The 15,077-nt window shown below is 55.6% G+C and carries 10 protein-coding genes and 4 tRNA genes; all 14 read left to right on the top strand.

The genetic code is table 11. The features are described 5' to 3' along the window. The first annotated feature begins 169 nt into the window (after positions 1–169). The 14 genes from HP566_RS19540 (at position 170) to rpoC (ending at position 14,884) form a co-directional block, all read left to right on the top strand. Positions 170–1,153 carry a biotin--[acetyl-CoA-carboxylase] ligase gene (locus HP566_RS19540; RefSeq protein WP_249978964.1) on the top strand — a complete coding sequence of 328 codons (984 nt, stop codon included), beginning with the start codon at positions 170–172 and terminating at the stop codon, positions 1,151–1,153. Next, the gene (locus HP566_RS19535; RefSeq protein ID WP_249978963.1) at positions 1,150–1,989 is read left to right on the top strand and encodes a type III pantothenate kinase; all 840 of its coding nucleotides are present in this window, start codon (positions 1,150–1,152) and stop codon (positions 1,987–1,989) included. The genes HP566_RS19540 and HP566_RS19535 overlap by 4 nt, the downstream gene beginning before the upstream one ends. Before the next feature lie 148 nt (positions 1,990–2,137). Beyond that, positions 2,138–2,221, top strand: a tRNA-Tyr gene (locus HP566_RS19530). 107 nt (positions 2,222–2,328) lie between these two features. Further along, a tRNA-Gly gene (locus HP566_RS19525) sits at positions 2,329–2,402 on the top strand. Between the two features lie 14 nt (positions 2,403–2,416). Continuing rightward, positions 2,417–2,491, top strand: a tRNA-Thr gene (locus HP566_RS19520). A gap of 156 nt (positions 2,492–2,647) precedes the next feature. Then, positions 2,648–2,723: transfer RNA gene (locus tag HP566_RS19515), tRNA-Trp, on the top strand. Positions 2,724–2,794: 71 nt separating this feature from the next. After that, positions 2,795–3,178: a preprotein translocase subunit SecE gene (secE, locus tag HP566_RS19510; protein WP_249978962.1), complete on the top strand. Its 384-nt coding sequence runs from the start codon at positions 2,795–2,797 to the stop codon at positions 3,176–3,178. A gap of 8 nt (positions 3,179–3,186) precedes the next feature. Further along, the gene (gene nusG / locus HP566_RS19505) at positions 3,187–3,720 is read left to right on the top strand and encodes a transcription termination/antitermination protein NusG (protein ID WP_249978961.1); all 534 of its coding nucleotides are present in this window, start codon (positions 3,187–3,189) and stop codon (positions 3,718–3,720) included. A 121-nt stretch (positions 3,721–3,841) separates the two neighbouring features. Further along, positions 3,842–4,273 (top strand): 50S ribosomal protein L11, encoded by a 432-nt coding sequence (rplK, locus tag HP566_RS19500; protein WP_139527863.1) that lies wholly within the window; start codon positions 3,842–3,844, stop codon positions 4,271–4,273. Positions 4,274–4,275: 2 nt separating this feature from the next. Further along, a complete protein-coding gene (rplA, locus tag HP566_RS19495; RefSeq protein ID WP_249978960.1) occupies positions 4,276–4,968 on the top strand; it encodes a 50S ribosomal protein L1 in 693 nt (230 codons plus the stop codon). Between the two features lie 296 nt (positions 4,969–5,264). Then, positions 5,265–5,771: a 50S ribosomal protein L10 gene (gene rplJ / locus HP566_RS19490; protein ID WP_249978959.1), complete on the top strand. Its 507-nt coding sequence runs from the start codon at positions 5,265–5,267 to the stop codon at positions 5,769–5,771. Positions 5,772–5,883: 112 nt separating this feature from the next. Next, a complete protein-coding gene (gene rplL / locus HP566_RS19485) occupies positions 5,884–6,255 on the top strand; it encodes a 50S ribosomal protein L7/L12 (RefSeq protein ID WP_249978958.1) in 372 nt (123 codons plus the stop codon). A 327-nt stretch (positions 6,256–6,582) separates the two neighbouring features. Then, positions 6,583–10,659, top strand: a complete 4,077-nt coding sequence (gene rpoB / locus HP566_RS19480; RefSeq protein ID WP_249978957.1) for a DNA-directed RNA polymerase subunit beta — start codon at positions 6,583–6,585, stop codon at positions 10,657–10,659. Positions 10,660–10,669: 10 nt separating this feature from the next. After that, complete coding sequence (gene rpoC / locus HP566_RS19475) at positions 10,670–14,884, top strand: DNA-directed RNA polymerase subunit beta' (protein WP_249978956.1); 4,215 nt, start codon at positions 10,670–10,672, stop codon at positions 14,882–14,884. Positions 14,885–15,077: the final 193 nt, after the last annotated feature.

The following is a 15,077-nucleotide window of genomic DNA, read 5'->3' as shown; positions in this document are numbered from 1 at the left end:
CGATTTAAAGGCGTTGCTTAACGCCCTGCACTTTATAGTAAGCACAAAGTATGAAATGGCGACCTTAAAATAGGGGTTGACTTCGACGCTAAAAATAAGATTGGAATCTCAGTGCTTTCCGACACTTTTATATATCCGGTAAGATTGGTTTTTTTGGTAGGGCAAGCACATGACCATCGGTAACCTGATGCGTTTGTTGAGCGATGGCGAGGTTCACTCCGGTGAACAATTAGGTGGGGCGTTGGGCGTTTCACGGGCCGCCGTATGGAAGCAACTCAAAAAGCTGGACGCACTGGGCGTGGAGCTGGTGGCGGTAAAAGGTCGTGGCTATCGGCTTGCTCATCCTATAGAGCCGCTTGAAGGGGCAAAGATTGTTGAGCAACTACCTGCCCAGGCACGCCATTTGTTAGCAAGGCTGTTCATCGAGGATCAACTGCCTTCCAGTAATGAGTACCTGAGGGGGCGCTTTGCCCAGGGGGCGGGCCACGGTGAGGTATGTTTGGTTGAGTTGCAAACCGCAGGGCGTGGCCGTCGTGGCCGGGTATGGTCGACCCCGTGGGGTCAAAGCCTGATGTTGTCGCTTGGCTGGCGCTTTGAGTCAGGCGTGGCTGCCCTTGAAGGGCTGAGCCTGGCGGTGGGGGTGGTGGTCGCGCAGGTGCTGGAACAGTACGGAGTCTCACCCAGGTTAAAATGGCCAAATGATATTCTCCTGGCCGAGCAGGGCGATCAGTTGGGTAAACTGGCCGGTATTCTGATTGAGGTAACGGGGGATGCGGCAGGCCCGTGTGAAGTGGTTGTCGGGATGGGCATGAATCTCTCGCTACCCGATAGCCTGCGTGCCACCATCGACCAGCCGGTAGCCGCCCTGTTCGATGCCCAGGCGGGTATCTCACGTAATCAGCTGGCAGCTGATGTGGTGGCCGGGCTGCTGGGTATGCTGGCAGAGTTTGAGGGTGTGGGCTTCGAGCCGTGGCGTGAAGAGTGGAATAAGCGTCATGCCTTCGCCGGACTGCCTATTCGCGTTATCCAGGGAGAGCGCTCAAGTGACGCTGTCGCAGGGGATGTGGATGAAAGTGGTAACCTCTGGGTTACCGAAAATGACCACTCGCGACGCCTGTCGGGCGGTGAGATCAGTGTACGTAGGCGCCTATGATTTTGGATCTGGATATCGGCAACACGCTGTCGAAGTGGCGGCTTAAGGATGCCGAGAGCAGCGAGATACGCTCGCGGGGTGCTGTATGGACACGGGAGGAGTGGCGCCCAGGGGCAGATATACCTGACCTGGACGTGGTTGAGGCCGTGCGGATTTCAAGTGTTGCCCGGGCGGCGGTGTTGGATGAAACCGTAACGCTGTTGCGCCGTCAGGTGCGGCATGTTTATGTGGCACGCTCCACTCCCGAAGCCTTGGGTGTTGTCAATGGGTACGAAGAGCCGGGGCGGCTTGGCGTCGATAGGTGGATGGGCGTGCTGGCGGGCTATCAGCTGGCGGGCGGCTGCTGTGCCGTAGATTGTGGCAGCGCTATTACGATTGATTTCGTGCTTCCGGGAGGCGTTCATCTGGGAGGGTTTATTGTTCCCGGCCTGCGTCTAATGAAAGAGAGCTTAAAGCTGGGCACCCGCAATGTGGCGATTGACCCTGAGAGTGAGGCCGATGCGTTATTCGAACCGGGACGGCGTACGGCGGATGCGGTCAATCATGGCATTTACATGGCTGCTGTCAGTGCGATTAACCGGATTTACAGCGAAGTATGTGATCAGCAGGGGATTGCGTTGCCAATGCTGTTGACCGGAGGTGATGCCAGGGTTATTTCCCGGGGTGTTCAGGTGCCCCACGCTGTCTGGCCGGATATGGTCTATGGTGGGCTGGAAGCCAGCTTTCCGCTCACGTTTGCCGAGCGGGCGGGGAAAATGTCGGGTGCGCCGCGCGTACCTGAGCCGGTTTCCTTGGAAAAAATTCGTGCGGGCCTTGCATTCTCAATGTTGCTTTGACAGAATGCAGCGCGTTCCAAGGCGGCGAGCGATAAAATAAATATCGTAAGCCCTGATAAGTAAAGCGTTAGTTGAGTGAGTTTAAGTGACTAATGCATACTTGTTCTTGACACCGTTTTGGAGGCTGGCATAATATGCCGCCACAGCTGGAGAGGTTCCCGAGTGGCCAAAGGGAGCAGACTGTAAATCTGCCGCGAAAGCTTCGAAGGTTCGAATCCTTCCCTCTCCACCAGATTTATCAGGCAGTGATATTCTCACTGTTTGGGAATGAAGCGCCGGTAAGCGGGCATTAGCTATTGTTTCTCGTATTAGCGGGTTGTCATTCTAAAGGCAAGTTCTGCGGGCGTAGTTCAATGGTAGAACCTCAGCCTTCCAAGCTGATGGTGCGGGTTCGATTCCCGCCGCCCGCTCCAGTTTGATGTGTTTGGCTCATGTAGCTCAGGGGTAGAGCACACCCTTGGTAAGGGTGAGGTCGACGGTTCAATTCCGTCCATGAGCTCCATATTGCAGAGAAGGCGAGCGAAGCTCGCTTTTTTTGTCTGCGCCTCTGGTTGTGTGTGCCATGGGTGGGGTGTGGGGTTGTCAAGCGGTATTTTCTCCGCTAGAATGACGCCCGCTGTTGCGTAGGTGTTGTTGCGCTTGCGTATGTAAATGATACAGGCCAGTAGCTCAATTGGCAGAGCAGCGGTCTCCAAAACCGCAGGTTGGGGGTTCGATTCCCTCCTGGCCTGCCAGCCTTCCCCAGGTTGGTATGTCTTTCTAGAATTCCTTTGTCGCTCGCTGCACCCTGAGGAGTCTCGTTCTTATGAAGCCTAGTTCCGCAAAACATGGCGCAGAGGTGCAACAGTCGCGCCATGACGGGCTCAAGTGGGCGGCGGTTGTGGCGCTGCTTGCCGTTGCAGTCGTTGGTAATACCTATTTCGCCGATGTTGGCCTGCTCTACCGCGTGTTAGGTGTGGTGGCTTTGTGTGCGGTTGCTGGTTTGATCGCGCTGACCACAGCCAAGGGTCGCGATTTAGTAGAGCTTGCCGTAAGCGCCAGGAAAGAGATTCAGCGCGTTGTATGGCCGACTCGCCCCGAAACCATTCAGACCACTGCTATTGTGCTGGTCGCGGTGCTCGTGGTGGGTTTGATGCTGTGGTTGATTGATACTCTTCTTGGCTGGGCGATGTCCAGCGTCATTGGTTAGGAGCATTCATGTCCAAACGTTGGTACGTCGTCCACGCCTATTCCGGCTTTGAAAAGCATGTCATGCGCTCGTTGATTGAGCGCGTGAAAATGTTCGGCATGGAAGATCGCTTTGGCGAAATTCTGGTGCCAACGGAAGAAGTGGTGGAAATGCGTGATGGTAAGCGCCGCAAGAGTGAGCGCAAGTTTTATCCCGGCTATGTGCTGGTCGAGATGGAAATGGCGGATGAAACCTGGCATCTCGTCAATGAAACTCCACGTGTTATGGGGTTTATTGGTGGCACGAAAGAGAAGCCAGCGCCTATTACCACACGGGAAGCTGAAGCTATTCTGCATCGCGTGAAAGACGGCACTGACAAGCCGCGGCCCAAAACCATGTTTGAGCCGGGTCAGTCGGTTCGCGTTATTGATGGTCCGTTTGCTGACTTCAACGGTGTTGTTGAAGAGGTGAATTACGACAAGAGTCGTCTCCAGGTCAGCGTGCTGATCTTTGGGCGGGCGACGCCTGTGGAGCTTGAGTTCTCTCAGGTGGAAAAAGAGTAATCAGTTAAAGATACGGGCAGCACGCGTGGCGTACTGCCTGGGCTCATTGTAAGGCAGCTATGCGCTGCTTTGCGCGTACCGGGGAGCCGTAAGGCGTTATCACCCAACTGGAGTAAGTACCATGGCCAAGAAAGTACAGGCTTATATCAAACTGCAGGTTGCTGCAGGTAAAGCCAATCCAAGTCCGCCGGTAGGCCCTGCATTGGGTCAGCACGGCGTAAACATTATGGAATTCTGTAAGGCGTTTAACGCCGCGACTCAAGAAATTGAGCCCGGCCTGCCAACGCCTGTCGTGATCACTGTCTACTCTGACCGTAGCTTCACGTTCGTAACCAAGACGCCCCCTGCTGCCGTACTGCTGAAAAAAGCAGCGGGCATCAAGTCGGGTTCTGGTGAGCCGAACAAGAAGAAGGTCGGTACTGTGACTCGCGAGCAGCTCGAAGAGATCGCCAAGACCAAAGAGCCGGATATGACGGCTGCCGATCTTGATGCTGCGGTGCGTACCATCGCTGGCAGTGCTCGTAGCATGGGCCTAAACGTGGAGGGTCTCTGATCATGGCTAAACTGTCTAAGCGCGCGCAAGTTATTCGCGAAAAAGTAGACCCGAACAAAGCATACTCTCTGGAAGAAGCGGTGGCGCTGCTCTCTGAGCTGTCTACCGTTAAGTTCAAAGAGTCACTGGACGTTGCGATCAACCTGGGTGTTGATCCGCGTAAATCTGACCAGGTTGTACGTGGCGCTACCGTTATGCCTAACGGTACCGGTAAAGACGTACGCGTAGCAGTCTTCACCCAAGGTGCTAACGCCGACGCTGCTAAAGAAGCGGGTGCTGACATCGTGGGTATGGAAGAGCTGGCGGAGCAGGTCAAGAAAGGCGTGATGGACTTCGACGTTGTCATCGCTTCTCCAGATGCGATGCGCGTTGTTGGTCAGTTGGGTCAGATTCTTGGTCCACGCGGCCTGATGCCAAACCCGAAAGTGGGTACCGTAACGCCTGACGTGGCAACTGCGGTTAAAAATGCCAAGGCAGGTCAGGTGCGTTTCCGTACCGACAAGAACGGCATTATCCACACGACACTGGGTAAAGTTGATTTCGACGTAACTGCGGTTCAGGGTAACCTGGAAGCGCTGGTTACTGACCTGAAGAGGCTCAAGCCGAGTTCCTCTAAAGGTATCTACTTCAAGAAAGTCACCCTGTCCACTACCATGGGCCCGGGTTTGACTATCGACCACTCTGCGCTGGTATAAGCGAGTCGTCGTCAGTTTTTAAGTATGAAACCGAGCAAGAACTTTGCGGTCCCCTGTTTAGGCCCAGGTCAAGCGGGGCATCGTCAAAGACCGCAGGTGCCGCAGCAGTTGAGTGCGGCTTAATTGCCCAAAAAGCGCCTGCGCAGATGGTGTGGCCGCCAGTTGGTTAACGCTTTTTAGCACAACCGCTTTCTGGTGAGCACCATCCCCTAAGGCTTCCAGGTCGTTTGATAAACCTGGAAGAGATGGTAACCACCGGAGCCTTTTATGGGTTCCGGCACGAAGGAGTGATCACTGTGCCACTAGCACTTGAAGGCAAGAAAGCGATTGTTGCCGAGGTCAGTGAAGCGGCCAAGGGCGCACTCTCCGTCGTAGTTGCCGATTCTCGCGGCGTCACGGTCGGTAAAATGACCGATCTGCGTAAGCAGGCGCGTGAGAATGGCGTCCAGCTGCGTGTTGTTCGCAACACCCTGGCTCGCCGCGCCCTCGAAGGTACTCAGTGGGAGTGCCTGAACGAGAGCTTTGTTGGTCCTACTCTGCTGGCTTTCTCTACTGAGCACCCGGGCGCTGCTGCTCGTTTGTTCAAAGATTTTGCCAAAGATGAGAAGAACTTCGAAGTTAAGGCGTTGGCCTACGAAGGTGAGCTGATTCCGGCTGCTGACATCGACCGTCTGGCAACCCTGCCGACTTACGACGAGGCAATTGCCAAGTTGATGTCGGTAATGAAAGAAGCCTCCGCTGGCAAGCTGGTTCGTACTCTGGCCGCGCTGCGCGACCAGAAGCAAGAAGCAGAAGCTGCCTAAGCAGCGTTTCTTGCAGGTGGCGTGAACTGTTTGATCAGCGCGCTGCCTGAACCGGGCAATGAATCCTGAGTTCTCGGTAGACCGAGACTCCCGCAAAGTTAGGAATGAAACAATGGCACTGACCAAAGACGATATCATCAATGCGGTAGCCGACATGTCCGTAATGGAAGTTGTCGAGCTGATCGAAGCAATGGAAGAGAAATTCGGCGTATCTGCAGCTGCAGCCGTTATGGCTGGCCCGGCTGCTGGTGGCGATGCTGCTGCTGAAGAGCAAACCGAATTTGATCTGGTACTGGCTTCTGCTGGTGACAAGAAAGTTAACGTCATCAAAGCTGTTCGCGAAATCACCGGTCTTGGCCTGAAAGAAGCCAAGGGTGCTGTTGACGGCGCTCCGGCGACCATCAAAGAAGGCCTGTCCAAGGACGACGCTGAAGCAGCTAAGAAGAAGCTGGAAGAAGCGGGCGCAACCGTCGAGCTCAAGTAATTCTTGTGCTGATGGCTTTACGCGCTGCGTAAGCTTCCACGGCTGGCGGCGGGCATATCCCGCTGCCGGCCTTTTTCTGTTGTAATATGCTGTTCGGCAGCGTTATGACAGAAAAGCTGCAGGTGATGCAGCAAACACAGTAAGACCGTTGTTGTGAAGCGTAAGTGGTTGGTTGTGAAGCGTTAGCAGCACTGCTGTAACACTGTTATCTATCAAGATTTTTGACGGCGAGCTACCGATTTAGGAGCTTGCTGTCTGCGTCTGAAACGCCCGCGGGGCAGATGACCACGCATCGGTCACCCATGGTGAACAAGCTGGGGAATACAGATGGCTTACTCATATACTGAGAAAAAACGCATCCGCAAGGATTTCGGCAAACTGCCCCAAGTGATGGATGTGCCTTACTTGCTGGCCATCCAGCTTGATTCCTACTACGACTTTCTCCAGCAGGATCGTTCGCCTGATGAGCGTCACGAAGTCGGCCTGCACGCGGCGTTTAAGTCCGTGTTCCCGATTGAGAGCTTCTCTGGCAATGCGGCGCTGGAGTATGTCAGCTACCGCTTCGGCACGCCGGCGTTCGATGTGAAGGAGTGTCAGCTGCGTGGGGTGACCTATTCCGCCCCGCTGCGTGTCAAGGTTCGCTTGATCATCTATGATCGCGACTCCTCGAACAAGGCAATCAAGGATATTAAAGAGCAGGAAGTCTACATGGGGGAAATCCCCCTGATGACCGAGAACGGTACCTTTGTTATCAACGGTACTGAGCGGGTTATCGTTTCCCAGCTCCACCGCTCGCCCGGTGTGTTCTTTGATCACGATAAAGGCAAGAGCCACTCTTCCGGTAAGCTGCTCTACTCGGCTCGCGTGATTCCTTACCGTGGTTCCTGGCTGGACTTCGAGTTCGACCCGAAAGATAACGTCTTCGTCCGTATTGACCGCCGCCGCAAACTACCGGCATCGGTACTGATGCGTGCGCTGGGCATGAGCACTGAAGAGATCCTCGATGAGTTCTTCGAAACCAGTGTGTTCCACATTGAGCCATCTGGTTTCTCTGTAGAGCTGGTGCCCTCACGCCTGCGCGGTGAAACCGCCACCTTTGATATCAAGGATGGCGAAGGCGAGATTATTGTTGAAGAAGGTCGTCGTATTACCCAGAAGCACATTCGTCAGCTTGAAAAAGCGGGCCTTGAGCGTCTGGAAGTGCCGATGGAGTACCTGTTCGGCAAAACCCTGGCCAACGATCAGGTCGATACCAAGACAGGCGAACTGATCTGCCCATGTAATACGGAAGTCACTCCGGAACTGCTGGAGCGCATGGCTCAGGGTGGCATCCAGCGTATTGAAACGCTCTACACCAACGATCTTGATTGCGGTTCGTTCATTTCCGATACCCTGAAACTGGATACCACCGGTTCCCAGCTTGAAGCGTTGGTGGAAATCTACCGCATGATGCGTCCTGGCGAGCCGCCCACCAAAGAAGCTGCTGAGACGCTGTTCCATAACCTGTTCTTCACCGAAGACCGCTACGACCTCTCGGGCGTTGGCCGGATGAAGTTCAACCGTCGTCTGCGTCGTGAATCCGACACCGGCTCCGGTGTGCTGGATCGCAAAGACATCCTCGATGTGCTGCGCGAGCTGATCAATATCCGTAACGGTTTCGGCGACGTTGATGACATCGACCACCTGGGTAACCGACGCATTCGCTGCGTTGGCGAAATGGCCGAGAACCAGTTCCGCGTCGGTCTGGTACGTGTAGAGCGTGCCGTGAAAGAGCGTCTTTCCATGGCGGAAAGCGAAGGCCTGATGCCACAAGACCTGATCAACGCCAAGCCGGTGGCGGCGGCGGTGAAAGAGTTCTTCGGTTCAAGCCAGCTGTCTCAGTTTATGGACCAGAATAACCCGCTTTCCGAGGTTACCCACAAGCGTCGTGTGTCCGCACTCGGCCCCGGTGGTTTGACTCGTGAGCGTGCAGGCTTCGAAGTGCGTGATGTTCACGCTACGCACTACGGCCGCTTGTGTCCGATCGAAACGCCGGAAGGCCCCAACATCGGTTTGATTAACTCGCTGGCGACCTATAGCCACACCAACAGCTACGGCTTCCTTGAAACACCGTACCGTAAAGTGGTGGACAGCCAGGTAACCGATGATGTGGTTCACCTTTCTGCCATTGAAGAAGGTGACTTTATTATTGCCCAGGCTTCGGCGGCGGTGGATGAGTCTGGCAAGCTGATTGACGATCTGGTGCAGGTGCGCCACCGCGGTGAAACCACCTTTATGCGCCCTGAACAAGTGACGCTAATGGATGTTTCGCCCCGTCAGGTGGTGTCTGTGGCGGCGGCACTGATTCCGTTCCTGGAGCACGATGACGCTAACCGCGCCTTGATGGGGGCGAACATGCAGCGTCAGGCCGTGCCGACCCTGCGCGCTGATAAGCCGCTGGTAGGTACCGGTATGGAGCGTTTCGTCGCCCGTGACTCCGGCGTCTGTGCCGTGGCGCGTCGTGGCGGCGTGATCGACTCAGTCGATGCGCGTCGCGTGGTGGTGCGGGTGAACGAAGATGAGATCATCGGCGGTGAAGCTGGCGTTGATATCTACAATCTGACCAAATACACCCGTTCGAACCAGAACACCTGTATGAACCAGCGCCCCATTGTGCGTCCTGGCGATAGCGTGGCCCGTGGCGACATTCTCGCTGATGGCCCGTCTGTGGATATGGGTGATCTGGCCCTTGGTCAGAACATGCGTATCGCGTTCATGCCCTGGAACGGCTACAACTTCGAGGACTCCATCCTGCTGTCTGAGCGGGTAGTGCAAGAAGACCGTTTCACCACCATCCATATTCAGGAACTGACCTGTGTGTCCCGCGACACCAAGTTAGGGCCCGAAGAGATCACCTCTGACATTCCCAATGTGGGTGAGTCAGCGTTGGGCAAGCTGGACGAGGCAGGTGTTGTTTACATTGGCGCAGAAGTTGGCCCTGGCGACATTCTGGTCGGTAAGGTGACACCGAAAGGTGAAACCCAGCTGACACCGGAAGAGAAGCTGCTACGTGCCATTTTTGGTGAGAAGGCGTCTGACGTTAAAGACACCTCGCTACGTGCTCCGACCGGTATGAAAGGTACCGTCATTGACGTCCAGGTATTTACCCGGGATGGCGTTGAAAAAGATTCCCGTGCATTGGCCATTGAGCAAATGCAGCTGGATGAAGTGCGCAAGGATCTTCAGGAAACTTACCGTATTGCCGAAGATGCCACGTTCGAGCGTCTGAAGCGCACCCTGGAAGGTCAGGCGGTTAATGGTGGCCCGAACCTTAAGAAAGGCGATGTGCTGGATGCGGCATACCTTGATGAGTTGCCACGTCAGCAGTGGTTCAAACTGCGCATGCAGGATGAATCCTATAATGAGTTGTTGGCCCAGGCGGATGAACAGCTCGAAAACCGTCGTAAAGAGATGGACGAGCGCTTTGAAGATAAGAAGCGCAAGCTGACCCAGGGCGACGACCTCGCGCCGGGCGTACTGAAAATCGTCAAAGTCTACATGGCGGTGAAGCGTCGCATTCAGCCGGGTGACAAGATGGCTGGCCGTCACGGTAACAAAGGTGTTATCTCGGCGATCATGCCCATCGAAGACATGCCGTTCGACGAGAAGGGCGAGCCGGTGGATGTGGTGCTGAACCCGCTGGGCGTACCGTCGCGGATGAACGTCGGTCAGATTCTGGAAACCCACCTGGGCATGGCAGCCCGCGGCCTGGGGGTCAAGATTGACGCCATGCTGCGTGATGCACGTGGTCAGCAGGTCGCTGAGATTCGCGACTTCCTGGGTCAGGTATACAACACGCCGGGTACCCGCGTTGAGGACCTTGATTCGCTGAGTGATGAAGAAGTGATCGCGCTGGCGAAAAACCTCAAGGGCGGTGTGCCGATGGCAACGCCGGTGTTCGATGGTGCCAAAGAGCATGAGATCAAGCACCTGCTGAAACTGGCGGATATTCCTGAATCGGGCCAGATGGCACTGTACGACGGACGTACCGGTGATGCGTTTGACCGTCCGGTCACCGTTGGCTACATGTACATGCTCAAGCTGAACCACCTGGTCGACGATAAGATGCACGCGCGTTCTACCGGCTCTTACTCGCTGGTTACCCAGCAGCCGCTGGGTGGTAAGGCGCAGTTTGGTGGTCAGCGCTTTGGTGAGATGGAAGTGTGGGCGCTGGAAGCCTATGGCGCCGCCTACACGCTACAGGAGATGCTCACCGTCAAATCGGACGACGTCGAAGGTCGCACCAAGATGTACAAGAACATCGTGGATGGCGACCACACCATGCAGGCAGGCATGCCGGAATCCTTCAATGTACTGGTGAAGGAAATCCGCTCGCTGGGCATCGATATCGAGTTAGAGAGCTAGGAGCCGTCCAATGAAAGATTTGGTGAAAGTACTCAAATCGCAATCTCAGTCCGATGAGTTTGACGCGATCAAGATTACCCTGGCGTCGCCGGACATGATTCGCTCCTGGTCTTTCGGCGAGGTGAAGAAGCCCGAGACCATCAACTACCGTACCTTTAAACCGGAACGGGATGGTCTGTTCTGCGCCAAGATCTTTGGCCCAGTCAAAGACTATGAGTGTTTGTGCGGCAAATATAAGCGCATGAAGCACCGCGGTATTATTTGTGAGAAGTGTGGTGTTGAAGTTACCAAAGCTGCTGTACGTCGCGAGCGTATGGGCCACATCGAGCTGGCCTCGCCGGTGGCTCACATCTGGTTCCTGAAATCACTGCCGTCACGTATCGGCATGTTCCTCGATATGACCCTGCGTGATATCGAACGCGTGCTGTACTTCGAAAGCTTTGTCGTTATCGATCCAGGTATGACCACGCTGGAGCGTGGTCAGCTGCTCAACGATGAGCAGTACTTCGAAGCGCTGGAAGAGTTCGGCGACGACTTTGATGCCCGTATGGGTGCCGAAGCGGTGCAGGAACTGCTGAAAGATATCGATCTGGAAGAAGAGATTAACCACCTGCGCGAAGAGATTCCGCAGACTAACTCTGAAACCAAGATCAAGAAGCTCTCCAAGCGTTTGAAACTGCTGGAAGCCTTCTACCACTCTGGCAACGCGCCGGCGTGGATGGTTATGGAAGTACTGCCGGTGCTGCCGCCGGACCTGCGTCCGCTGGTACCGCTGGATGGCGGTCGTTTCGCGACCTCCGATCTTAACGACCTTTACCGTCGTGTGATCAACCGTAATAACCGCCTGAAGCGTCTGCTGGACCTTAATGCGCCAGATATCATCGTGCGCAACGAGAAGCGCATGCTCCAGGAAGCGGTCGACGCGCTGCTGGATAACGGTCGCCGTGGCCGTGCCATTACCGGCTCTAACAAGCGCCCGCTGAAATCCCTGGCCGATATGATTAAGGGTAAACAGGGTCGTTTCCGTCAGAACCTACTCGGTAAGCGTGTTGACTACTCTGGCCGTTCGGTGATCACCGTAGGCCCAACCCTGCGCCTGCACCAGTGTGGTCTGCCTAAGAAAATGGCACTTGAGCTGTTCAAGCCGTTTATCTATTCCAAGCTGCAGTCGCTGGGCCACGCGTCCACGATTAAAGCCGCGAAGAAAATGGTTGAGCGTGAGCTGCCAGAAGTGTGGGACATCCTCGCCGATGTTATCCGCGAGCACCCGGTACTGCTTAACCGTGCACCGACGCTGCACCGTTTGGGTATCCAGGCGTTTGAGCCGTTGCTGATTGAAGGTAAGGCGATTCAGCTGCACCCGCTGGTATGTGCGGCCTACAACGCTGACTTTGACGGTGACCAGATGGCGGTACACGTACCGCTAACCCTGGAAGCCCAGCTCGAAGCCCGTGCGCTGATGATGGCCACCAACAACGTGCTGTCACCAGCTAATGGCGAGCCGATTATCGTGCCGTCACAGGACGTTGTTCTGGGTCTGTATTACATGACCCGTGAAAAGATCAACGCCAAAGGCGAAGGCATGGTGTTCTCTGACCTCAACGAGGTAGAGCGTGCTTTCGGTACCCAATCCGTATCGCTTCACGCCCGCGTTAAAGTGCGCCTGGACGAAGTGGATATCGACGAAGAGACCGGTGAGCGCTCTGAGCACCGTCGCCTGTATGACACCACTGTTGGTCGTGCGCTGCTGTTCCGTATTCTGCCGGAAGGCGTTCCCTTCGCGCTGATTGATCAGCCGATGAAGAAGAAAGCGATCTCCAGCCTGATCAACGAGGTATACCGCCGTGCGGGTCTGAAGCCCACGGTTATCTTCGCTGACCAACTGATGTATACCGGTTTCCGTCTGGCGACCTGGTCTGGTGCCTCAATCGGTGTTAACGACTTCGTTATCCCGGAAGCCAAAACCGAGATCGTCGATGCCGCGGAAGCGGAAGTTAAAGAGATCGAAGACCAGTTCTCTTCCGGCCTGGTAACCGCGGGTGAGAAGTACAACAAGGTTATCGATATCTGGTCGAAGGCCAACGATAAAGTTGCCAAAGCCATGATGGTCGGCATCTCGAAAGAGACCGTTATTGACCGTGAAGGCAATGAAGTTGAGCAAGACTCCTTCAACAGCGTCTTCATCATGGCTGACTCCGGTGCCCGTGGTTCTGCTGCCCAGATTCGTCAGTTGGCGGGTATGCGTGGCCTGATGGCCAAGCCGGACGGCTCGATCATCGAAACGCCGATCGTGGCAAACTTCCGTGAAGGTCTGAACGTACTTCAGTACTTCATCTCGACCCACGGTGCGCGTAAAGGTCTGGCGGATACGGCGCTGAAAACCGCTAACTCCGGTTACCTGACCCGTCGTCTGGTTGATGTGGCCCAGGATCTGGTGATCACCGAGACTGACTGCGGCACTGAAAACGGTCTAACCCTGCACCCGATTATTGAGGGTGGCGACATTATCGTACCGCTGTCCCAGCGTGTACTGGGTCGCGTAGTGGCAATCGACGTAGTTGACCCCGGTACCGATGAGGTATTGATCCCGCGTGGCACGCTGCTGGATGAGAAGTGGTGTGCAGAGCTGGATACCATGGGGGTGGACGAAATTATCGTTCGTTCAACCATCACCTGTGATACTGCTCACGGTGTATGTTCCTCCTGTTACGGTCGTGACCTTGCTCGTGGCCATCAGGTCAACATCGGTGAGTCTGTCGGTGTTATCGCCGCACAGTCTATCGGTGAGCCGGGTACCCAGCTGACCATGCGTACGTTCCACATCGGCGGTGCGGCATCGCGCTCTTCTGCGGTAGACAGTGTTCAGGTCAAGCACGGTGGTAAAGTGCGCCTGCACAATATCAAGCACGTTGAGCGTGCCGACGGCAAGCTGGTCGTGGTCTCCCGCTCCAGTGCCCTGGCCGTTGCCGACGACCATGGTCGTGAGCGTGAGTACTACAAGCTGCCTTACGGTGCAGAGCTTTCTGTACGCGATGGCGATGTGGTAGATGCCGGTGCGGTGGTTGCCAAATGGGACCCGCATACTCACCCCATCATTGCCGAAGTGGAAGGTCAGGCGCAGTTCATCGATCTCGACGAAGGTGTCACCATGCACCGCAGCGTCGATGAGATGACTGGCCTGTCGTCGATTGAAGTTATCGAATCGGCCGCTCGCCCGATGGCGGGACGCGACAAACGCCCCATGGTGATGTTGAAGGATGCAGCAGGCGAATATGTCTCCGTATCCGGCTCGAACACCCCGGTGCAGTACCTGTTACCCGGTAACTCCATTATTTCGGTGGACGATGGCGTTACGATCGGCGTGGGTGAAGTGGTTGCCCGTATCCCGGTAGAAGCCTCGGGTAACAAGGATATTACCGGTGGTCTGCCCCGCGTCGCCGACCTCTTCGAGGCGCGTAAGCCGAAAGAGTCCGCCATTCTGGCCGAAATCAGTGGCGTGGTGAGCTTTGGTAAAGAGACCAAGGGCAAACGTCGTCTGACGATTACTCCGGAATCCGGCGACCCGTTTGAAGCATTGATCCCCAAATGGCGTCAGATCGCTGTGTTTGAGGGTGAAACTGTCGAGAAGGGCGAAGTGATCTCTGACGGTCCCAGTAACCCCCACGATATCCTGCGCCTATTGGGTGTGGCGGAGTTGGCCAAGTACATCACTGCTGAAGTGCAGGACGTTTATCGTCTGCAGGGTGTCGGCATCAACGATAAGCACATCGAAGTTATCGTGCGTCAGATGTTGCGCAAGGTAGAGATCACCGACTCCGGTGACTCTGACTTTATCACCGGTGACCAAGCTGAGCTTGTGCGTGTGCTTGAGCAAAACGCACGGCTTGAGAAAGAAGGCAAATTCCCAGCCAAGTATCAACGCTTGCTGCTGGGTATCACCAAGGCCAGTCTGGCCACCGAGTCGTTCATTTCAGCGGCGTCGTTCCAGGAAACGACCCGCGTACTGACCGAAGCGGCGGTAACCGGCAAGCGCGATTACCTGCGTGGCCTGAAAGAGAACGTGGTGGTTGGGCGTCTGATTCCGGCAGGTACCGGTCTGACTCACCACGCAGAGCGTCGTCGCAAACGCGAAGACGTAGAGCGTCTGTTCAATCCCTCGGCTACCGAGGTAGAGCAGGAGCTTGGTGCTCAGTTAACCGCCCTTGATTCAGACGACGATCTGTAAACCAAAGGCCGCTACAACGGGCAATAACGAGTCCCTGGCCCTTATGACGCAGTCTTGCCGGTAAAACCGCCGGCAAGACTTGACGCCAGCTAGGGTCAGCCATTAGAATGCGCAGCCTTTAACAGTGGGGCGGGTGCGTCCGCAGCCGCTGCCAATACTTGTTAAAAGGCTACTTGTTGAAAAGCAAGGCAAC

Origin of the sequence: Vreelandella olivaria (assembly GCF_023507745.1) — a bacterium.
In the GTDB taxonomy this organism is placed as follows: domain Bacteria; phylum Pseudomonadota; class Gammaproteobacteria; order Pseudomonadales; family Halomonadaceae; genus Vreelandella; species Vreelandella olivaria_A.
Note: the sequence above shows the minus strand (reverse complement) of the source record. Positions and strands in the feature narration are given on the sequence as shown.